This window comes from Micromonospora sp. NPDC005252, from assembly GCF_042872475.1.
GTDB lineage: Bacteria > Actinomycetota > Actinomycetes > Mycobacteriales > Micromonosporaceae > Micromonospora.
This window is the reverse complement of record NZ_JBIAKN010000005.1, coordinates 363,414-383,456: the sequence shown is the minus strand read 5'-3', so window position 1 is coordinate 383,456 and position 20,043 is coordinate 363,414. Positions and strand designations below refer to the sequence as shown.

The window sequence follows — 20,043 nt, the reverse complement described above, 5'->3', positions numbered from 1 at the left end:
GGTCCGGGCCTGGCCCGGACCCCGTCGTTCCGCCCACCCCACCGCCACGGGAGCCCCGCATGTCCGAACACCCGCACCGCGCCGCCGACGACCCGAGTGTCCGCGTCGAGCAGCGCCTCCTGGCCGCGCTGAGCATCGCCGAACGGCTGGCCGCGCCCGTGCCGACGGCCTCGCTGCCCGGCGAGCGGTCGCGGTGGCGGCTGTCGCGGTGGCGCAGCGCCGGCGCGTTCACCGACGACGAGGACTGGCGACGCCGGCTGGCGGCCGAGGGCATCGACGAGCAGATGCTTCTCGCTCTGCTCGACGAGACGCCCGAGCTGCTCGCCGCACGTCTTGACGGGACGCCGGCATGGATCGACGAACTGCTCGCCTGCTACGCGCGAGCGGCGGACGGGGAGATCGACCCCGACCTGCTGCCCGGCCGCCCGCTCGACGCCTGCCTCGTCCTGGTGGCGCCCCTGGTCGCACAGGCCCGCGCCCGGGTGGCACGTCAGGCTCGTCACCTCGCCGAGGACGCTGTGCCGCTGCCGGCCGACGCGGACCGGCTGGGACTGACCGGCCTGCTCGACGAACTGGTCGTGCTCCTCAGCCGGGCCGTCGTCCTGGAACTCAACATCGACCGGCTGCGCGGCACGTCGTCCGGGGCGACGCCGCAGGAGCGCTTCGTGGCGTTCTTCGGCCGGTACCGCGCCCCCGAGGCCGCCCTGGACCTGCTGGCCGACTACCCGGTCCTGGCCCGGCAGGCGTACGAGCTGACCCGCGCCTGGGCCGAGCGCACCGTCGAGTTCCTGCACCGGCTCCGCGCCGACGCGCCGACGCTCGCGGCGACCTTGCACTCCGGGGCCCCGCTCGGTCGCCTGGTCGAGGTCCAGGAGACCGGCGACCCCCACCGCGACGGCCGCCGGGTGCTGGTGGCGACGTTCGACAGTGGGCTGCGGCTGGTCTACAAGCCCCGCCCGGTTGCCGTCGAGGCCCGGTTCCAGCACCTGCTGGCCTGGCTCAACGACCGCGGCGCCGACCTGCACACCTTCACCGTGCTGCCGCGCGGCGAGTACGGCTGGGCCGCGTACGTCGACACCCGCGCGCCCGCCACGCCGGCCGGACAGCGCCGCTACGCCCACCGGTTCGGCGCCCTGCTGGCCCTGTTGCAGGCCATCGGCGCCACCGACTGCCACCAGGAGAACGTGGTCGCCCACGGTGAGCATCCGGTCCTGATCGACCTGGAGACCGTGTTCACTCCGGCGGTCGCCCGGTCCACGAGCGCCCGGGGCGGGGACGCGATCGCCGACTCGGTGCTCGCGGTCGGCCTGCTGCCTCGCGCCGACGAGGCCGCCGGACCGGTCGGCGACGGCTGCAGCTGCTCGGCGTGGCAGGACGAGGGGACCGACGAGATGCGGCTGTGCGCTCCCGGTCACCACCACGACGAGCCGGGCCGGCAGGACCCCGCCACCGCCGGCGCGGCGATCGACGTCGCCGCGCACCTGCCGCGGGTGGTGCAGGGGTTCGAGTCGATGACGCACCTCCTCGCCGCCGTCCGAGACGACCTGCTGGCCCCGCACGGGCCGCTCACCGCGTTCGCCGCCGACGAGATCCGCGTCGTGCTCCGCCCCACCCGCACGTACCTGCGGCTGCGCGACGCGGCGCTGCACACCGACGCGCTGCAGGACGGCCTCGACACCGAGCGGCTGTACGACTGGCTCTGGTCGGGGGTCGCGGACCTGCCGCTGCTGGCGGCCACCGTCGCGTCGGAGCGCGCCGACCTGGCACGCCGCGACGTGCCGATGTTCACCACCCGGGTGGACTCGCGTGACCTCTGGAGCAGCCGGGGCCAACGACTGCCGGGCCTGCTGGCCCGGTCCGGACTCGACGAGGCGCGTCGCCGGCTGGCCCGGCTCGGGCCAGCCGACCTGGCCCGGCAGCGCTGGCTGATCGAGGCCGCCTTCGCCGCCCGGGTGGACGGCACCGACGCGCCCCACGCGCGGGTGCGCTGGCGGCTGGCGGATCTGGCACCGGCGTCGACGCCCGCCCCGGCGGCCTACCTGGCCGCCGCGGCCGAGGTGGCGGACGTGGTGGCCGGTCTCGCCTGCCCCGGTGCCGAGCCGACCTGGTTCGGCCTCACGCCCTCGGCCGCCGACCCGGGCCGGTGGGCGCCGACGCCGCTCGGCCCGCACCTCTACGACGGCATCGCGGGCGTGGCGCTGTTCCTGGCCCACGCCGGCCGACTCACCGGTGAACGGCGATTCACCGACCTCGCCGGCCGGGCGGCTGCCGGGCTGGCGGCCCGCGTCCTCGACCAGCGGATTCCCGGTGACCGGATCGGCGCGTTCACCGGCTGGTCGGGCCTGCTCTACACCTTCGGGCACCTCGGGGCGCTGTGGCGGACCGACCGGTACGCGCCGGTGGTCGACGTGGCGTTGGCGCGGATCGTCGGGCTGGCCGCCGGCGAGCAGGCCCTCGACCTGGTCGACGGGTACGCCGGCGCCGTCCTCGCCGTCTCCGGCGCGGGTCTGGACCCCGACCGGGTCGAGCCCGCCCTGCGCGCGGCCGCCGGACGACTTCGCGCCGCCGCCGAGCACTACCCGCACCCGGCCCGTGGGGCCGCCGGCGACCTCCTCGGCGGGCTGTCGCACGGCTCCGCCGGCATCGCCGCCGCGCTGGCCCGCGCCGGGCAGGTGACCGGCGATCCCGCCTACACCGACGCGGCGGCCCGCGTGCTCGCGTACGACCGCAGCCTGTTTCGCCCCGAGCTGGCGAACTGGGCTGACCTGCGCCGGCCGGGGCAGAGCACGGTGACCTGGTGCCACGGCGCCCCCGGGGTGGGGCTGTCGCGGCTGCTGCTGCGCGACGCCCTCGGCCCCGACGAGGCGCTGGACGCGGAGATCGGCACGGCCGTCCGGACGACGCTCGCCACCGGCTTCGGTCGTAACCACGCGCTGTGCCACGGCGACCTCGGCAACCTCGACCTGCTGCTGACGGCCGCCCCCCAGCAGGCGGCGGCGCCCGCGGCGGCGGTCCTGCGCGACGGCCTCAGCGGTGGCTGGCGCTGCGCCAACCCGACAGCGCTCGCCACGCCGGAGCTGATGACCGGCCTGTCGGGGATCGGGCTCGCCCTGCTGCGGCTCGCCGCACCCGAACGGGTGCCGTCGGTTCTCCTGCTGGCGCCACCGGCGGACGCGCGCACCGGCGCGCTCGGCGTTCGGAGGCGACAGTGGGCCGCCTGACCAGCATCCCGGCGTGGTGGCGCCGGCAGCGGGTGCCGCTGGTGATGCAGATGACCGACACCGACTGCGGAGCCGCGTGTCTGGCCATGGTCGCCCGCCGGCACGGCGTACGCGCCTCGCTGGCGCGGGTGCGCGACAAGCTCGACGTCGGCCGCGACGGCGTCACCGCGCGGGCGCTGCTGACCGCGTCCTCCCGGTTCGGGTTGCGGGGCCGCGCGTTCCGCGCCGACGCCGCCCAGGTCGGGGAGCTGCCCCTGCCGGCCGTCGCCCACTGGGAGGACGCCCACTTCGTCGTGGTGGAGCACGTCGGCGTGCGGGGTGTTCGGCTCGTCGACCCGGCGCTCGGGCGTCGGCTGCTCAGCGCCGCCGAGTTCGCCGCCGGCTTCAGCGGCACGGTGCTGACCTTCACCCCCGACCCCGCGGCCGTGCCCGAGCCAGCCGTCTCCCGGCCCGGTCCGGTGGCCCGCTGGCGGCGCGCGCACCCGCTGCTGCGGCCCTTCCTGCCCCGGCTGGGCGCGGCGTTCGGCGTCTCCCTGGTGCTCCAGACCCTGGGACTGGCCCTGCCCCTGGCCACGACGGTTGCCTTCGACCAGATCATGCCGGCCCGGGAGACCGGCCTCATGCCGTACCTGGCGTTGGGCATCGGGGCGCTGGTGCTCACCCAGTTCGGCGTGGCCTACCTGCGCTCCCGGCTCCTGGTCACGTTGCAGGCCAGGGTGGACGCCGCGCTGATGACCCGGCTGTTCGGGCACCTGCTGCGGCTGCCGTACGCGTTCTTCCAGCAGCGGGCCAGCGGCGACCTGATGCAGCGGCTGTCCAGCAGCATCCTGCTGCGCGAACTGGTCACCACCCAGGTCCTGACGGCGGTCATCGACGGTGTGCTGGTGATCGCGTACTTCGGGGTGCTGGTGGCCAGGGACCTCACCTTCGCCGGGCTCGCCGCCGCGATCGGTGTCGTCCAGGTGGCGGCCGTCGCGCTGGTCAACGGCCGACTGCTGCGGCTGAGCCAGCGGCACCTCACCGTGCAGGCCGACGCGGAGAGCGCGTTGATGGAGGCGCTGTCGGGCATCGCGACGGTCAAGTCGATGGGCGCCGAGCGGCAGGTGTACGACGGTTGGCTGCGCCGCTACACCACCGCGCTGGACGCCGACATCGCCCAGAACCGGCTCTCGGCCACGGTCGCCAACATCACCGCGAGCGTCCAACTCGCCGGGCCGCTGGCGCTGCTGTGGCTCGGCACCGGTCGGCTCTTCGAGGGCGCCGGCCTCGGTGCGACCCTGGGCCTGCAGGCGTTGGCGCTGTCCGCGCTCATCCCGTTGGCCTCGCTGGTGAGCAGCGCGCAGGTGCTCCAGTCGGTCGTGTCGCACCTGCAACGCCTGCGGGACGTCTTCGCCGCCCAGCCGGAGCCCGCCGGGGACCCCGACCTGCCCGCGCCCCGCCTCACCGGCCGGATCAGCGTCCGCGACCTGAGCTTCCGCTACGACGGTGGCGCGGCGCCGGTGCTGCGGGAGATCTCCTTCGACGTCGCACCGGGGGAGAAGGTCGCCGTGGTGGGGCCGTCGGGCAGTGGCAAGAGCACCCTGGCCATGCTGCTGACCGGCCTCTACCGGCCCACCGGCGGGGAGATCCTGTTCGACGGGGTGCCCCTGTCGCGCATCGACCCGACCGCTCTGCGCCGCCAGTTCGGGGTGGTGTTGCAGGAGAGCTACCTGTTCCGCGACTCCATCCGGCGCAACATCAGCCTGGTGCATCCGGGTGCCGGCATGCCGGCGATCCGGGCGGCCGCCGAGGCCGCCGCGATCGACGAGGACATCGCGGCGATGCCGATGGGCTACGACACCCAGGTCGCCGAGCGGGGCCAGGCGCTCTCCGGTGGGCAGCGGCAGCGGCTGTCCATCGCGCGGGCCCTGGCGGGGCAGCCCGCCGTGCTCCTGCTGGACGAGGCGACCAGCCACCTCGACGTGGCCACCGAGCGGCGCGTCGACGAGGCGATCTCGGCGATGCGCTGCACCCGGATCGTGGTGGCCCACCGGCTGAGCACCGTCCGTAACGCCGACCAGATTCTCGTCGTCGCCGGTGGCCGGCTCGTGGAGCGCGGACGGCACGACGAGCTGCTGCGTGCCGGGGGCGTGTACGCCGACCTGGTCCGCTGCCAGTTGACCGACGACGAACCCGCCCACGCAGGAGGCGACGCATGGATACCCGTACCGTGACCGAGGCGCCGCAGCGCCCGGTCGTCTCCGCCGACGACCCGGGGCCGTTCCCGGCGCGGCGGATCCTCGTCGCCGCCTGCGGATCCGCGGACGTGCTGACGCTGCCTCAGTCGATCATGGTGATGCGCCACGCGTTGGGACTCGACGTGCGGGTCGTGCTCACTCCCGCCGCTGCCCGCTTCGTCCCGGCTGCTTCGTTCGCCCTCCTGACCGGACGCCCGGCGCTGACCGACGAGGAGGCGACGACCGACGTCGCGCACCTGACCCTGACCGGGTGGGCCGATCTGGTGCTCGTCATGCCCGCCACCGCCAACACCCTGGCCAAGGCGGCCCTGGGAATCGCCGACACCCTGGTCGCCACCTGCGTGCTGGCCGCCGCCGCTCCGGTCGTGCTGGTGCCGTCGATGAACGCGGCGATGTGGCAGCGCCCCGCCGTGCAGCGCAACGTGGCGCGGTTGCGCGCCGACGGGTACGGCGTGGTGCCGCCCGTTCCCGTGCTCGCGCTGAGCACCGGCACCCTCGCGGGCCGGGGGATGCCACCGGTGGAGGCGGTGCTGGAGTGGACCGCCGCCCACCTGCTGGCGCAGGGAGCGGGCCGTGGCTGAGGCACGCTCCGGGTACGGGCCGAGAATCGCCGCGGCGGCCACCGCGCTCGGCGCCGTCCTGCTCGTGGTGGCGGCCACCCCGTTCCTGCGCGCGTACGCCGACCCGGCCACCCACCGACCGGCCGCCGCGATCGGGGTCGACGCCGACCGGGCCGGCTGCGATCCGGAGCTGACCGACCGGATCAGTGGCGCCGGCCTCCACGTCGGCCCGGGGACCGCCGAGCCGTACGTCACCCGCGTCCGGTACGACCTGGTCCCACCGTCGTCCGGGCCGCACTTCGTGGTGCCCGCCCCGACCGTGCGCCGGTTCTATGTCACCCGTGACCGCCCGCCGATCGAGACGCTGGTCCACAACCTGGAACACGGCTACACCGTGCTGTGGTATGTCGAACCGCTCGCCCCCGACCAGATCGAGGCACTGCGGGCGCTGGCCCGGACGTTCGGCGACGACCGCTACGGCGGCAGGTTCGTGGTCGCGCCGTGGGACCTCGACTACGGGGCGTTCCCGGCCGGCCGGCCGCTGGCCCTGTCGCACTGGGGAGCGCAGGCCGGGTACCGGCAGTTCTGCGCCGCGGTCAGCGGCGCGGCCGTGCAGCGGTTCGTCCTGGCGCACCCGCCGCGCGACGCTCCCGAGCCGACCGGCATGTGACGCCGCCGACGGCGCGACGGTGCTGCCCGGCTCTGACCGCTGCACGCGACGGCGGCCGGTCACCTCGGGGTGGCCGACCGCTGTCGTCGTGGCGCGTCAGCCGGCTGCGGCCGTGCCGTAGAACGCGCTCGGATCGCCGGCGAGGGATGCCTTCACGTGGGCGCTCCACTCGTCGGCGAGGACCTCGAGTCGGCCGGCCTCGATGCCGTCGAGGGCGGCGTAGACGACGTCGGCGGGGTCCATCTTGTCGCCGTCGTAGTCGGCCATCATGTCGGTGTCGGCGGCGCCCAGGTGCAGTCCGGTCACCAGCGTGCCCTGCGCGGCCAGTTCGAGCCGGACGCCGTTGGTCAGGCTCCACTCGGCCGCCTTGGCGGCGCTGTAGGCGTTCGCCCCGTCGTAGGAGAACCACGACAACGCCGACAGGACGTTGAGGATGGCGCCGCCGCCGTTGGCACCCAGGACCGGGGCGAACGCGCGCACCATGTCGAGGGTGCCGTAGAAGTGCGTGTCCATCTCGGATCGGACCATGCGCAGGTCGCCGGTGACGAGGTTGGTCCGCGTGGTGATTCCGGCGTTGTTGACGAGCAGGGTCACGTCGGAGGCGACCGCTGCGGCGTCCCGCACCGCCTGCGGGTCGGTGATGTCCAGGCGGAGCCTCTCGACGCCGGGGATGTCGATCTGTTCGGGGTCGCGGGCCGTGGCGTACACCTTCGTCGCGCCGCGTTCGAGGAGTTGCCGGGTGAAGTGCCGGCCGATGCCACGGTTGGCGCCGGTGACCAGCGCGATCGAGCCTGAGATCCGCATGATGCCCTCTGCTTGGGTTGGACGAGGATTCGTACGCGACCTACGCTAAAACCTGACGTGGACGTGAGAGACAAGGTTGTGTGGCGGCTGTCACCGCCGTGGGGGAGGGGTCGTGCGGATCGGAGAACTGGCCGCCAGCACGGGTGTGTCGGTGCGCGCCCTGCGCTACTACGAGGAGCAGTCGCTGCTGATCCCCGAACGCAGCGGCGGCGGCCAGCGCCACTACGACGAGAAGGCGCTCGACCGCGTCCAGCTCATCCAGACGCTCTACGCCGCGGGTCTGTCCAGCAGGACGATCCTGGATCTGCTGCCCTGCGTCGACGCGAAGGTCAACACCCCGCAGTCCCGTGCCCTGCTGAACGCCGAACGCGACCGCCTCACCCGACAGATCGACCAACTCGTCCAGGTCCGGGACCGACTCGACGCGGTGATCAGCTCCAGCGAGAGCCCGGCCAGCGGCTGCGCCTATGCGGACGCCGCCCTGCGGTGATCGCCCCCGTGCTCCCCTGGGGGCCGCTCAGCGCGCCCCGACGACGGACTGTCGCACGATCGTGGGCGGGGCGCCGGGAGCGAGGTCGGGGATGCCGTAGCGCTGGTCGAGCACCTGCATGGCGGCGCCGGCGGCGATGACGTCCGCGCCCAGGCTGGACAGGGTCACCGTCGGCGTCAACCAGTCCGCGCGCGGCACGTCCGTGCGGACGGCCCGCTCGACCGCGGCGCGGTAGACCTCCGCGTGGCGCAGCAGATCCGCGCCGGCCAGCACCACGTGGGCGAGGTCGAGGGTCTGGAGCAGGTTGACGACGCCGACGGCGAGGACGCGGGCCGCGCGGGGGACGTCTCCCGCCTCGGTGGCGCGCAGGTGCACGACCTCCAGGCAGCCGTGGCGTCCGCAGACGCAGCGGGGCCCGTCCAGGTCGACGACAGTGTGCCCGAACTCGCCGGCGTTGGTGTGCGCGCCCCGGTGGGCGGCGCCGCCCAGCCGGAAGCCAGCGCCGATGCCGGATTCGACCATGATGAGCGCCGCGTCGCCGAACGTCGCGCCGTGCCGCCACGCCTCGGCGGTGATCCCGGCGGTCACGTCCTTGTCGAGGTGCACCGGCAGGCCCAGGTGCGCCTCGGCCAGCTCACGCAGCGGTACGTCGTGCCAGTGCCGCAGGCCGTGCGCGTCCCGGACCAGCCCGTGCGCGTGGTCGAGTGGGCCGATCATGCCGATGCCCACGCCGGTCAGCCGGCTCCGCAGCTCGGTGCCGGCGGTGATCGCGTCGATGCCGACCCGCAGGACGTCGAGGAGCTGCTCGGGGGTGAAGTCGCCGGGCAGAGGGCTGACCGTGGAGTGGTGCACGGTGCCGGCCAGGTCGACCAGGACCAGTCGCAGTGTGCGTCGGGCGACGTGCGCGCCGATCGCGTACCGGCTGTCGGGGACCAGCTCGTAGACGACCGCCGGCTTGCCGATGCCGGGGCGGCGGAAGCCGGCGGAACGGATCAGCCCGTCGGCGGTCAGGCGGGCGATGACCTTGGAGACCGCCTGCGGCGTCAGCCCGGTGGCGTCGACGACCGTCGACCGCTCGAACGTCCGCGCGGTGCGCCCCACGGCCATGACGAGCGCCTGGTTGTATCCGCGCAGGAACGTCACGTCGGCTGTGGTGCGCGTCATCTCACCAGCCTATTACGCAACGCTGTTGCTAAATTCGCTCGGTGAACGGACTGAGCAGAAATCAGCGCCTGGCGGCGTTGGCGGCCCTGGCCCTGGGCGGCGTCGCGGTCGGACTGACGGAGTTCGTGGCGATGGGTCTGCTGCCCGAGATGGCACGCGGCCTGCTCCCGCAGGAGTACGCCCGATCGTCGTCGAACGCGGTCGCCCAGGCCGGGTGGATGATCACCGCGTACGCGCTGGGCGTGGTCGTGGGCGCCCCGCTGATCGCCGCGCTCAGCGCGCGCCTGCCGCGCCGCAAGCTCGTCCTCGGCCTGCTCGTCCTCTTCGCCGTCGGCACGATCGCGTCCGCCACGGCCCCGACGTTCGAACTGGTGCTGGTGGCGCGGTTCGTCGCCGCGCTGCCGCACGGCGCGTACTTCGGCGCGGCCGGCCTGCTCGCGGCGACCCTGATGGGCCCCGGCAACGAGGCCCGGGGCTTCGCCACCGTGCTCGGTGGGCTGACCGTGAGCAACGTGGTGGGCGTACCGCTGATCACCCGGCTCGGGCAGGCGGTCGGCTGGCGTGCGGCGTACCTGGTGATCGCCGGGGTTTTCCTGCTCACGCTGCTGGCGGTGCTGGCGGTCGTCCCGGAGGTCGCCGCGGCGGCGGACGGTTCGCCGGCCGCCGAACTGCGCTCCCTGCGAACCCCGCAGGTCTGGCTGGTCGCGGCCACCGGGGCGATCGGCTTCGCCGGGTTCTTCGCGGTCGACTCCTACATCGCGCCGGTCACCACCGACGTCGCCGGCCTCTCCGCCGCGACCGTGCCGTGGGCGCTGGTCGCGGTGGGTCTCGGCATGACCGTCGGCAACGCCCTGGGCGGCTGGCTCGCCGACCGGGACCTCCGCCGCAGCATGATGATCGGCTTCGTCGCCATGATCGTCAGCATCGGTGTGTTCAGCCTCGTCGCGTCGAACCGCGTGGGCCTGTTCGTGGGCGCGTTCCTGGTCGGCGCGACGAGCCTCTACCTCGGTCCGGTCCTGCAGGCACGCCTGATCACGGTCGCCCCCGGCGCCCAACTGATGGGCGCGGCGCTCAACCAGTCGGCCATGAACATCGCCAACAGCCTGGGCGCGGCCCTGGGCAGCGTCGCCATCGCCGCCGGGCTCGGCTACCTCGCGCCGGCCCGGGTGGGCCTGGTCCTGGCCGTCGTCGGGCTGGGCCTGGGAATCGTCAGCTTCACCGCCGGACGTCGCCGCGAGCGGGAACCGGCCGCCCTCGCGGGCTGACGGCCCGCTCGGGCGCTCAGGTGACCGCTGCGGCGAGGAGGTCGCCGACAGCGGCGCGGACGGGATCGGGATTCGCCCAGGACCAGTTGGGGTGCGCCCGGTTGGTGAGCAGGGCGAGCACGAGCTTGCGGTCCGGATCGACCAGGAACGAGGGCCCTTGCCGGCGCCGGTGAAGCCGGGCAGGTAGTCGCGGACCGGCGCGTCCAGGTCGACGCGACGCTTCTCGACCTGCTGCAGCAGCAGGATCGCGGTGTAGACCTTGGTGACCGAGGCGAGGTCGAAGACGGAGTCGGGGCGCATCGCGACGCGTTGACCCGCCGCGAGGAGTTTCGGGCCGGCCGCGTAGCGCAGCGCCTCCCCGACGGCGGTGTGCACCGTCGTCCGTCCGTCGACCAGCACGACCGCGACCGCACCGGGAAAGCCGTGATGCTGGACGGTCTGCGGCGAGGCGGGGAGGTGACGCCGCAGCAGGGCCGTCAGCTGCGGGGCGTACTTGGCCTGATTGGCCGCCGTGGCCCCGCCGCCGGGCGACGGGGAGGCGCTCGGCGTACCCGACGGGGTGTTCCCGGCCGCGCCGAACCCCACCCTGTTCCCCGCGGCGTCGGTGGCGGTCCCCGCGTCTCCGGGGCCCGCCCCGCCCGGCCCGGTGCCGCCGCTGTCACCGCAGCCGGTGAGGGCGCCGGTCGCGGCCGCCAGGCCAGCTCCGAGCAGGGTACGACGTGCGACAGGCATGCCGGTGATGGTGACAGTACGGACGCGCCGCGCGCCAGCCGCGCTCAGACGAACGCCGACCGCGTCCAGCGACATGGTTGGTATCCGACACCCGGGCGGACGTGTCGGGGCGACGGTCGACGGTCGACGCTGTGCAACGATCGGGGCCACACCTCGTACCCCTTGGAGAGCACGATGTCCCTCTCCCCGGTTCGGGTCTTCGCCGCGTTGAACGCCGTGCGACCCCCCGACCAACCAACCCCGCGCCTGGGGAAGGCGGTGGTGGTCGGCGGCAGCGTCGCCGGGCTCCTGGCCGCCCGGGTCCTGTCCGACCACGCGGAGAGCGTGGTCCTCCTCGACCGGGACGACCCGCAGATGAGCGGCGCCCGACCCGGCGTGCCACAGGGGACGCAACTGCACGCGCTGCTGCCCGGCGGCCTGCTCCAGCTCGAGCAGCTGTTCCCCGGGTTCCGGCAGCGGGCGCTGGCCCACGGGGCGGTCGAGGCGCCGCCCGCCGCCCGGCGCAGCTACCTCGACGGCCGACGGAAGGTGGTCGTACCCGACGACGACGACAGCCTGGCCGGCAGCCGGCCCCTCCTGGAAGGGCTGATCCGTCAGCAGGTGCTCCGGCTGCCCAACGTCAAGACGGTCACCGCCCGTGCCACGGGTCTCGTGTTCGACGGCGACGCGGTCACCGGCGTCCGGTACGAGGTCGACCAGGTGCCCGGCGTCGAGGGCGCCGACCTGGTGGTGGACGCCATGGGGCGGTCCAGCCGGCTCTCCGACTGGCTGGAGCAGGCCGGCTGGGAGCGGCCCGCCACCCGTCGGATGTCCGTGCACCTCAACTACGCGACAGCCCTGTTCCGCCGCCCCGAGCAGTCTCCGGAGGCGACCGTCGTCCTCGCCCTGCACACTCCGCGGACCATGACGGACATCGCCGGCGCCGCCTTCTTCGCCATCGAGGACGGCCGGTGGATGGCCATGATGGCCGGCTACGGGAAGGACCGGCCGGGCCGCACCGCCGAGGACTTCGTCCGACGACTGCGGGAGCAGTTCCCGCCGGAGTTCGGCGAGGTCGCCGAGCAGGAGATGCTCGGCGACGTCCAGACCTACCACCACGCCGACAGCCGCCGGCGGGACTTCCACGCGCTTCGGCGGTTCCCGGCGCGACTCGTCAGCGTCGGTGACGCCGTCGCGTCGTTCAACCCGGTGTACGGGCAGGGGATGACGGCGGCGGCCCTGCACGCGGCCTGCCTGTCGGCGTACCTGAGCTCCGACCCGGACCTGAGCGAGCCCGCCCGCCACTTCCTCGCCCTGCAGAAGGTCGTGGTCGACGCCGCCTGGTCGACCTCGACCTCCGCCGACCTGGCGCTGCCGCACGTCGACGGGCCCTACCCGCGCGGCTACCGGGTCTCCAGCTGGGTCAGCCGGCAGATCCTCACGGCGACCGTCACGGACGTGGCGATCGCCCGCCGGTTCAACGAGGTCGTGTCCCTGCGGGAGCACCCGCTGTCGCTGGCCACACCCGGCGTGATCCTGGGCGCCCTGCGCGCGAACCGCCGCGCGGGCTGACGGTCGTGCGGACGCGCCGAGCGCCCGACGACGACGCCCGCCGTCGCCGATGTGCGGCGGGCGGGCGGCGTCCGGCGGTTGCGGGGGGCTAGCGCGCGTTGCCGCGCAGGATGTCGACGACGAAGCGGTGGTCGTCCAGCTGCGGAAGCCCGGAGACGCCCATCCAGCCCACCACGCCGGTGCCACGAACGCGCAGAGGCACGGCGCCTCCGGCCGCGGCGTAGCGTGCGGCCGGTAGGCCGAACTTCTCGGTGAGCGTCGTCTGCTTGTCCTGGCAGAGCCGGGCCATGTAGAGCGACGAGTGCTCGAACCGCATCACCACGCGCCCCTTGCGACGCAGCCACCCGTCGTTGTCCGCCGTCGAACCGGGCAGGCCACAGTGGAACAACTGCCGTCCGGTCCGCCACACACCTACGGAGACCGGGAGCCCTCGCTGGGCGGCGGCGGTGACGGCCCGCACGCCCAGCTCGTACGCGTCGGTCTCGGTCAGGCCCGCGAGCTCCAGCTCGTTCTCCTCGCGCTGCAGCTCGTCCAGCGTCGGCCACTGGTCAGATGACATGTGTTTCTCCTCGTCGAGCGTCGTTCACCAGGCGCAGGGCGCGTAGTCCTTCAGGAAACAGCCGTACAGGTCCTCGCCCTGCTCGCCCCGGACGATCGGGTCGTACACCCGGGCCGCGCCGTCGACGAGGTCCAGCGGGGCGTGGAACCCCTCGTCGGCCAGCCGCATCTTGGTCGGATGTGGCCGCTCGTCGGTGATCCAACCCGTGTCGACGCTGGTCATCAGGATGCCGTCGGTCAGCATCTCCTGTGCGCTGGTGCGGGTCAGCATGTTCAGCGCCGCCTTGGCCATGTTGGTGTGCGGGTGCCCCGGGCCCTTGTAGCCGCGACCGAACTGACCCTCCATCGCCGAGACGTTCACCACGTACTTGCGGCGGGCCGCCGCGGCGGCCATCGCCGGACGTAGCCGGCTGACCAGCACGAACGGCGCGGTGACGTTACACAACTGCACTTCCAGCAGCTCGACCGGGTCGACCTCCTGGACCCGCTGGACCCAGCTGTTCACCGAGTCGAGATCCGGCACCAGGCCGCCGGCGTCGATGGCGGTGGACGCCGCGATCCGCTCGGGCGACGCGGAGCCGCTGGTCAACGCCAGCGCGGTAAGCGCGTGCGGGGTGAGCGCTGTCGACTCCGGCCCGGCCGTGAGACCGCCGGCCGGGCCGCCCGGCTTGGCGAACGTGATCAGCTCCGGCAGGGGGCCGTCCGGCAGGGCCGCGGCCTCCGCGGCGACGAGCTGGGCGTACGCCCCGGGCGAGCGGCGCACGGTCTGCGCCGCGTTGTTGATCAGGATGTCGAGGGGGCCCTGGCTGCTCACCGAGTCGGCGAGGGCGATCACCTGGGCGGGGTCGCGCAGGTCGATCCCGACGATCCGCAGGCGGTGCAGCCAGTCCCCGCTGTCGGGCATCGCGGCGAAGCGGCGGACCGCGTCGTGCGGGAACCGCGTGGTCACCGTCGTGTGCGCGCCGTCGCGCAGCAGCCGCAGCGCGATGTACATGCCGATCTTGGCCCGGCCGCCGGTGAGCAGCGCGCGCCGGCCGGTCAGGTCGGTACGGGCGTCGCGGCGCTCCCGGTTCAGGGCCGCGCAGGACGGGCAGAGCTGGTGGTAGAAGGCGTCCACCTCGCGGTAGCGCTGCTTGCAGATGTAGCAGCCGCGCGGGTTGTGCAGGAATCCCGCAGTCGTGCCGGTGGTGGGGGAGGCGAGGGGGATGCCCTGGGTCTCGTCGTCGATCCGGCCGGGGGCGCCGGTGGCCGTGGCCTCCGTCACCGCCCGGTCGGCCGCGATGATGGCGTCGCGCCGCTCCTCGCGTCGCCGCTGCTTGATCACCTTGTAGAGCTTCGCGGTGGCCCGCTGCACCCGCACCACGTCCGGGTGGTCGGACGGGAGGGCCTCCAACGCCTCGAAGACGCTGAGACAGGTCTCCAGCCGGTCCCGGTCAATGCCGTCCTGACCGTTTTGGGCAATCTTGTCCACTGTCATGCGTCGCTGTCTCGTCCCGTTTCCTGTGCCGGATTCGCCGGTCCACCCCAAGTCCGACCCGAAACTGTACGCACCACGCCGTCCCGGACGCATCCCGCGCCGCGCTGCCCACCCGGGAGGACCCTCGCGCCGTCCGACACCCTGCTCGGTGTGGTGGTTGGCGTGGGGGATGCTGGTTGCGTGCAGATCACGATCCTCGGCCCCCTCGCCGTCGACGGCCGGCCGGTCCGGGGCGAGCGGTTGGCGGCGGTGCTCCGCGCACTCGTCGACGCGCGTGGCCGGGCGGTCTCCACCAGTCTGCTCGTGGACGCGGTGTGGGACGGGGCGCCGCCCGACGACGCGACCGGCGCGGTGCAGGCGCTCGTGTCCCGCGTACGCCGTCTCGGGCTGCCCGTGGTGGCGGTGCCGGGGGGATACCGCCTGCCCGCCGACGAGGTCACCGTCGACGCGGTCGAGGCGCGGGCGCTCCTCGATCACGGGCGTGCCGCCCTGCGGGCCGGCGACGCGCGGGCGGCCCGCGACTCGGCCGATCGGGCCCGTGCCCTGTTTCCCGAGGTACCGGAGATCGTCACCACCGAGGACACCCGCCTGTTCGCCGACGTCGCCGCGCTGCGCGCCGAGGCGGCGCTCGCCGGTGCGGGGCCGTACGACGAGGCGGACCTGCGCCGGCTCGCCGCCCGGACGCCCCCGGACGAGCCGTCCGCCGCCCTGCTCGTGCGGGTGCTCGCCGCGCAGGGGCGGGAGGCGGAGGCGTTGGAGGTGGTCGAGCGCCTCCGTGACGACCTGGCCGAGCGCTACGGCACCGACCCGTCACCCGTGATCAACCAGGTCCATCTGGCGCTGCTGCGCGGCGAGCTCACCGCGCCGGCCGTCGTCGCGCCACCCCGTCCGCCGGCGCGGATCGCCCTGCCCGCCGCGTGGCGCCGGCCGATGACCGCCCTCGTCGGCCGCGAGCGCGACGTCGAGGCCCTGGACGCGGCGCTGGACGAGTCGGCTCTCGTGACGATCGTGGCGGCCGGCGGCGCCGGCAAGACCCGCCTCGCGGCCGAGGTCACGCGGCGCACGGCGGCGGCCGGGCAGGCGGTACGCGTGGTCGAGCTGGCCGGGCTGCGCTCGCCCGACGAGGTGCTACCCACGGTGCTCGCGGCGCTCGGTGGCGCGGACACCTCGACGACCGGCGGCAACCTGGGCCTCGAACGGCGGGTGCTCAGCCCCGAGGAGCGGTTGCGGGCGCTGGCGCCGGACCTCGACGGGCTGGTCGTGCTGGACAACTGCGAGCATGTCCTCGACGCGGTGGCGGGCGTCGTCGCCGACCTGCTCGCGGTGACCTCCCCGGAGGTCGCGGTGCTCGCGACCAGTCGTGCGCCGCTGGGCCTGGCCGGCGAGTGGGTGCACCGACTGACCGCCCTGCCGGACTCCGACGCGCTCGGGCTGATCGAGTCCCGGGCGCGGGCCGGCGGCGCGGTGCCGACCTGGGACACCGCGCGGGCTCTCGCGCTGTGCAACCGGCTCGACAACCTGCCGTTGGCCCTCGAACTGGCCGCCGCGCGACTGCGGCACATGCCGATCGACGACGTGCTCGCCGGGCTGACCGACCGGTTCGCGCTGCTCGACGACGCGCTGCGGGGCCTGCCGGAACGGCACGCGAGCCTGTGGGCGATGGTCGACTGGAGCCGGGAACTGCTCGCCCCCGACGACCGTGCGCTGCTTGCGCGGGTCGCGGTCATCCCCGCGCCGTTCACCGCGGACCTCGCCGCCGCGGTCGCGCAGACCTCGGACGTGCGGCGGGGTCTGGCGAGGCTTGTCGAACAGTCCCTGCTGACCCTGGTCGAGGGGGACGGGCCACCCCGCTACCGGATGCTGGAAACCGTCCGCGAGTACGGCGAGGCCCGCCTGGACGCCGCCGGTGACCGGGGCGTGGCGATGGCCGGTCTGGTCGGCTGGGCCCGGGACGAGGCCGTCGGGCTCGCCGGTCGCCTCGTGGGCCCCGGCCAGGTCGAGGCGCTGGACCGTTGCGCCGCCGAGCAGGACAACCTGGTCGCGGGCCTGCGGTGGGCGCTGGAGCAGGACGACGAGCCGGCCGTCGTCGACGTCGCCACCGCGCTGCTGCACCTCTGGACGGTGCGAGGCCTGCACCTGGAGGTCCTCGCGTGGGGGCGCGGGCTGCTCAACGTCGACGAGCCGCAGCGGCGTCGACGCTCGGCGATCCTGCGGGGCCGGGCCAGCGGCCGGCCCCTGCCGCACGGAGACCGACTCGCCTGGACATGCGTATTGATCAGCGTGAACAGCGGCATCAGCGCCGACCTGCGGCCCGCCGTGCTCGCTCGGCGCGCGCTGCGGACGCTGCTCGCGGAACGACCCGCCGAGGTGTCGCCGCGGCTGACCGCATTCGCGGTGGCGTTGCCCGGCTTCGACGAGTCGGACCTGGAGCGGAGCCTGAAGAGCGCGACCGAGATGATCGCGCACCCGGACCCGTACGTGCAGGCGCTCGGCCTGATCGCCCGCGCGGCGGTACGGGAGAACAGCGGCCTGCCGGAGGCGTCGATCGACGACGCCGAGCAGGCGTACCACCGCTTCGAGGTCGCGGGCGACCACTGGGGCATGGCGATGGCCGCGGGTGCCGTCGGGCAGTTCCTGCTCCCCGGCAGGGAGGGACGGTCGGCCGAGTGGCTGGCGCGCAGCGTCCGGCACATGGAGATGATCGGCGCCCAGCAGGACGCGCGGTCGATCCGGGTGCGACTGGACGTGCAGCTCGCCCTGACCGGCGACGCGGACGCCGAGCGGCGACTCGGTGAGACGGCGACGCCGGGCCAGGCCGAGCAGATGGACGTCGCGCAGGCGCTTCTCGGCCTGGCGCACCTCGCCTGGCAGCGGAAGCGCTACGACGAGGCGCTCGCCCACGCCGACGCGGTGAACCGTACTCTCGCCGGCTGGACCGGACCGCCACCGCAGCCGCGCGTGATGGTGCGGGCCTCGGTGGCGGTCCTGTACCTGCGGGTGGCCGACGCGCGGGGGGCGTCGGGCACCGCCGCCGCCCAGGCGGCCACGTTGCTGGCGCTCGCCCGCGACGACGCGCTGAACTCGAAGGACCTGCCGGTGATCGGGGCGTGGGCGTCGGGCGGCGCGGAACTCGCCGCGTACCGGGACGACATCGCCACCACCCGCGAACTGTCCGCGCTCGCGAAGCGGCTCGGGACGCACATGGAGCTGTTCTTCCCGAGCGGGCGCAGCGAACGACTCGACGCCGCCCTCGGTGACGAGGAGCAGCGTGAGTCGTTGGTGTCCGCCTGGCGCGCCCGGCCGGTGGCCGCGGCCGTCACCCGGATCCGTGAGCTGATGGAGGACCTGCTCGTCTAGCCCGGCGTCAGACCTTCTTGCGGTACGCGCGCAGCGCCAGCGGCATGAACACCGCCACGAAGCCGGCGCACCAGGCGAGCGTCCACCACACGTGCGCGTCGAGCGGGGTGCCGAGGAACAGTCCGCGTACCGAGGCCACCAGGTGGGTCATCGGGTTGACCTTCACGAAGGCCTGCATCCAGCCGGGCAGGGTGTCGGTGCCGACGAACACGTTCGACCCGAAGCTCAGCGGCATGATCAGGGCGAACATCAGGCCCTGCACGGCACCGGGGGTGCGCACCTTCATCGACACGTAGACCGGCAGCCAGCTCAGGCAGAGCGCGAACAGCACCGCGAGCAGGCACCCGGCGATCGCCCGGAACGGGTCGGTGTCGATCCGGAAACCCATCAGGTAGCCGATCGCGAGGGTCGAGACCGTGACGATCACGTACCGGACGACGTCGCCCAGGACCGCGCCGACCAGCGGCGCGGAGCGGGGGATCGGCAGCGACCGGAACCGGTCGAAGATGCCCTTGGCGATGTCGGTGTTGAGGTTGACGCCGATCGCGATGGCCCCGGTGGCGATGGTCTGCGCCAGGATTCCGGGCAGCAGGAACTGCAGGTAGTCGTGGGTGGATCCGGCGACCGCGCCACCGAAGATGTAGACGAAGATGATGAGGAACAGCACCGGTTGCAGCGTGACGTCGATCAGTGCCTCGGGCGTCCGCCAGGTCTTGATGAGGCTGCGTTTGGCAAGCGCCAACGAGTGCCGCACGAGCCGGAACGGTCGCGGCTTCACCGCGGCCGTCGACAGCGCGGGGCTCGCGGTGGGTGGTGCGCCGACCAGGGTGCTCATGCCGCTACCTCCGTACGGGAAGTGGTGTCGTCCTCGGATGCCGTACGCCCGGTGAGGGTGAAGAACACCTCGTCGAGACTCGGCAGGTGCAGGGAGAGTTCGGTGACGGAGATGCCGGCGGCGGCGAACCGCGCGACGCTCTCGGTCAGGGCCGTGTCGTCGGTGACCGGCACCGCGAGCACGCCCTTGCGGGTCTCGTCGGCCTGGCCGCCCGAGCCGACCTCGGTCAGGATCGCCGCGGTCCGGGAGAGCTGCGCCGGGTCCGCGGGCCGGACTTCGAGGGTCTGCCCGCCGACGACCCGCTTGAGCCCCTCGGGCGTGTCGTGCGCGATGACCCGGCCGTGGTCGATCACCGTGATCGCGTCGGCCAGCGCGTCGGCCTCCTCCAGGTACTGGGTGGTGAGCAGCACCGTCGAGCCGTTGGCCACCAGCGAACGGACCACGTCCCACATGTCCTCGCGCTTGGCCGGGTCCAGCCCGGTCGTCGGCTCGTCCAGGAAGATCACGTCCGGCGAGCCGACGAGGCTGGCGGCCAGGTCCAGCCGCCGCCGCATGCCCCCGGAGTAGGTCTTGGCCGGTCGGCCGGCGGCGTCGGTCAGGTCGAACCAGTCGAGCAGTTCGGCGGCCCGTCGCCGGGCGCCGGCGCGACCCAACTCCAGCAACGTCCCGAACAGCTCCAGGTTCTGCCGCCCGGTCAGGTCCTCGTCGACCGAGGCGTACTGGCCGGTGAGGCCGATGCTCTGCCGGACCCGCTCGGCGTCGCGGACGACGTCGAAGCCGCCGATCCGGGCGCTGCCGGCGTCCGGGGTGAGCAGCGTGGAGAGGATACGCACGGCGGTGGTCTTGCCAGCGCCGTTGGGGCCGAGCACGCCGAGCACGGTCCCCCTGGGTACGGCGAGGTCCACGCCCTGTAGCGCCCTCGTCCTCCCGAATGTCTTGACGAGGCCCTCGGCCTCGATCACCAGGTCGGTTGTCATGTCCCAGAGCGTGCGCCGGTCGCCTGACACCGCGCCGACACCGCACCGACACCCCCGCCGACACGGGCCGACACCGGGGGCGGGCTCCAGAGGGCGACCGACGGCCCCGGGTCGCGATATGCTCGCGACGGCAGAGCGCCTGCCC

14 protein-coding genes and 1 pseudogene are annotated in these 20,043 nt (G+C 74.0%); 8 read left to right on the top strand and 7 right to left on the bottom strand.

The genetic code is table 11. The features are described from left to right. Positions 1 to 59: 59 nt before the first annotated feature. The 4 genes from ACFYPH_RS17840 to ACFYPH_RS17825 are packed head-to-tail and all read left to right on the top strand — an operon-like array spanning position 60 to position 6,688. The gene (locus ACFYPH_RS17840; protein ID WP_387182950.1) at positions 60 to 3,221 is read left to right on the top strand and encodes a type 2 lanthipeptide synthetase LanM family protein; all 3,162 of its coding nucleotides are present in this window, start codon (positions 60 to 62) and stop codon (positions 3,219 to 3,221) included. Beyond that, entirely contained in the window at positions 3,209 to 5,434 is a 2,226-nt protein-coding gene (locus tag ACFYPH_RS17835; protein ID WP_363940101.1) for a peptidase domain-containing ABC transporter, read from the top strand. The genes ACFYPH_RS17840 and ACFYPH_RS17835 overlap by 13 nt, the downstream gene beginning before the upstream one ends. Further along, the gene (locus tag ACFYPH_RS17830) at positions 5,416 to 6,039 is read left to right on the top strand and encodes a flavoprotein (protein WP_355066004.1); all 624 of its coding nucleotides are present in this window, start codon (positions 5,416 to 5,418) and stop codon (positions 6,037 to 6,039) included. The genes ACFYPH_RS17835 and ACFYPH_RS17830 overlap by 19 nt, the downstream gene beginning before the upstream one ends. Next, positions 6,032 to 6,688 carry a DUF3105 domain-containing protein gene (locus ACFYPH_RS17825; protein ID WP_355066006.1) on the top strand — a complete coding sequence of 219 codons (657 nt, stop codon included), beginning with the start codon at positions 6,032 to 6,034 and terminating at the stop codon, positions 6,686 to 6,688. The genes ACFYPH_RS17830 and ACFYPH_RS17825 overlap by 8 nt, the downstream gene beginning before the upstream one ends. A gap of 96 nt (positions 6,689 to 6,784) precedes the next feature. On the opposite strand, the gene ACFYPH_RS17820 is transcribed toward ACFYPH_RS17825, so the two are convergent. Beyond that, complete coding sequence (locus tag ACFYPH_RS17820) at positions 6,785 to 7,492, bottom strand: SDR family oxidoreductase (protein ID WP_387182946.1); 708 nt, start codon at positions 7,490 to 7,492, stop codon at positions 6,785 to 6,787. 112 nt (positions 7,493 to 7,604) lie between these two features. Here ACFYPH_RS17820 and ACFYPH_RS17815 point away from each other — a divergent pair, with 112 nt between their 5' ends. After that, entirely contained in the window at positions 7,605 to 7,982 is a 378-nt protein-coding gene (locus ACFYPH_RS17815) for a MerR family transcriptional regulator (protein WP_354862476.1), read from the top strand. A 27-nt stretch (positions 7,983 to 8,009) separates the two neighbouring features. Here ACFYPH_RS17815 and ACFYPH_RS17810 read toward each other — a convergent pair whose 3' ends face one another. Continuing rightward, a complete protein-coding gene (locus ACFYPH_RS17810; RefSeq protein ID WP_387182943.1) occupies positions 8,010 to 9,146 on the bottom strand; it encodes an ROK family protein in 1,137 nt (378 codons plus the stop codon). 41 nt (positions 9,147 to 9,187) lie between these two features. Between ACFYPH_RS17810 and ACFYPH_RS17805 the strand changes: the two genes are divergently transcribed. Continuing rightward, entirely contained in the window at positions 9,188 to 10,411 is a 1,224-nt protein-coding gene (locus ACFYPH_RS17805) for an MFS transporter (RefSeq protein WP_387182941.1), read from the top strand. A 162-nt stretch (positions 10,412 to 10,573) separates the two neighbouring features. On the opposite strand, the pseudogene ACFYPH_RS17800 reads toward ACFYPH_RS17805, so the two are convergent. Next, positions 10,574 to 11,143 (bottom strand): annotated as a pseudogene (locus ACFYPH_RS17800) (serine hydrolase domain-containing protein); the annotation flags it as partial. 174 nt (positions 11,144 to 11,317) lie between these two features. On the opposite strand from ACFYPH_RS17800, the gene ACFYPH_RS17795 reads away from it, so the two are divergent. Continuing rightward, positions 11,318 to 12,694, top strand: a complete 1,377-nt coding sequence (locus ACFYPH_RS17795) for an FAD-dependent oxidoreductase (protein WP_387182938.1) — start codon at positions 11,318 to 11,320, stop codon at positions 12,692 to 12,694. A gap of 88 nt (positions 12,695 to 12,782) precedes the next feature. Here the strand turns inward: ACFYPH_RS17795 and ACFYPH_RS17790 are convergent, their stop codons facing one another. Together ACFYPH_RS17790 and ACFYPH_RS17785 are read right to left on the bottom strand one after the other, a co-directional pair. Next, positions 12,783 to 13,253: a heme-degrading domain-containing protein gene (locus ACFYPH_RS17790; protein ID WP_387182935.1), complete on the bottom strand. Its 471-nt coding sequence runs from the start codon at positions 13,251 to 13,253 to the stop codon at positions 12,783 to 12,785. A gap of 24 nt (positions 13,254 to 13,277) precedes the next feature. Then, positions 13,278 to 14,729: an SDR family NAD(P)-dependent oxidoreductase gene (locus ACFYPH_RS17785; protein WP_387182932.1), complete on the bottom strand. Its 1,452-nt coding sequence runs from the start codon at positions 14,727 to 14,729 to the stop codon at positions 13,278 to 13,280. A gap of 180 nt (positions 14,730 to 14,909) precedes the next feature. Between ACFYPH_RS17785 and ACFYPH_RS17780 the strand changes: the two genes are divergently transcribed. After that, positions 14,910 to 18,086, top strand: coding sequence for a BTAD domain-containing putative transcriptional regulator (locus ACFYPH_RS17780; RefSeq protein ID WP_387182929.1), 3,177 nt, complete (start codon positions 14,910 to 14,912; stop codon positions 18,084 to 18,086). A gap of 7 nt (positions 18,087 to 18,093) precedes the next feature. Here ACFYPH_RS17780 and ACFYPH_RS17775 read toward each other — a convergent pair whose 3' ends face one another. Together ACFYPH_RS17775 and ACFYPH_RS17770 are read right to left on the bottom strand one after the other, a co-directional pair. Beyond that, the gene (locus ACFYPH_RS17775; protein ID WP_387182926.1) at positions 18,094 to 18,921 is read right to left on the bottom strand and encodes an ABC transporter permease; all 828 of its coding nucleotides are present in this window, start codon (positions 18,919 to 18,921) and stop codon (positions 18,094 to 18,096) included. Continuing rightward, positions 18,918 to 19,898, bottom strand: coding sequence for an ATP-binding cassette domain-containing protein (locus tag ACFYPH_RS17770; RefSeq protein ID WP_387182923.1), 981 nt, complete (start codon positions 19,896 to 19,898; stop codon positions 18,918 to 18,920). The genes ACFYPH_RS17775 and ACFYPH_RS17770 overlap by 4 nt, the downstream gene beginning before the upstream one ends. Positions 19,899 to 20,043: the final 145 nt, after the last annotated feature.

What these genes read in the sequence shown, in the direction of transcription:
- ACFYPH_RS17840 (WP_387182950.1), top strand. Translation starts at nt 60, where the DNA reads ATGTCCGAACACCCGCACCGCGCCGCCGACGACCCGAGTGTCCGCGTC.
- ACFYPH_RS17830 (WP_355066004.1), top strand. Translation starts at nt 5,416, where the DNA reads ATGGATACCCGTACCGTGACCGAGGCGCCGCAGCGCCCGGTCGTCTCC.
- ACFYPH_RS17820 (WP_387182946.1), bottom strand. Translation starts at nt 7,492, where the DNA reads ATGCGGATCTCAGGCTCGATCGCGCTGGTCACCGGCGCCAACCGTGGC.
- ACFYPH_RS17810 (WP_387182943.1), bottom strand. Translation starts at nt 9,146, where the DNA reads ATGACGCGCACCACAGCCGACGTGACGTTCCTGCGCGGATACAACCAG.
- ACFYPH_RS17795 (WP_387182938.1), top strand. Translation starts at nt 11,318, where the DNA reads ATGTCCCTCTCCCCGGTTCGGGTCTTCGCCGCGTTGAACGCCGTGCGA.
- ACFYPH_RS17790 (WP_387182935.1), bottom strand. Translation starts at nt 13,253, where the DNA reads ATGTCATCTGACCAGTGGCCGACGCTGGACGAGCTGCAGCGCGAGGAG.
- ACFYPH_RS17785 (WP_387182932.1), bottom strand. Translation starts at nt 14,729, where the DNA reads ATGACAGTGGACAAGATTGCCCAAAACGGTCAGGACGGCATTGACCGG.
- ACFYPH_RS17775 (WP_387182926.1), bottom strand. Translation starts at nt 18,921, where the DNA reads ATGAGCACCCTGGTCGGCGCACCACCCACCGCGAGCCCCGCGCTGTCG.
- ACFYPH_RS17770 (WP_387182923.1), bottom strand. Translation starts at nt 19,898, where the DNA reads ATGACAACCGACCTGGTGATCGAGGCCGAGGGCCTCGTCAAGACATTC.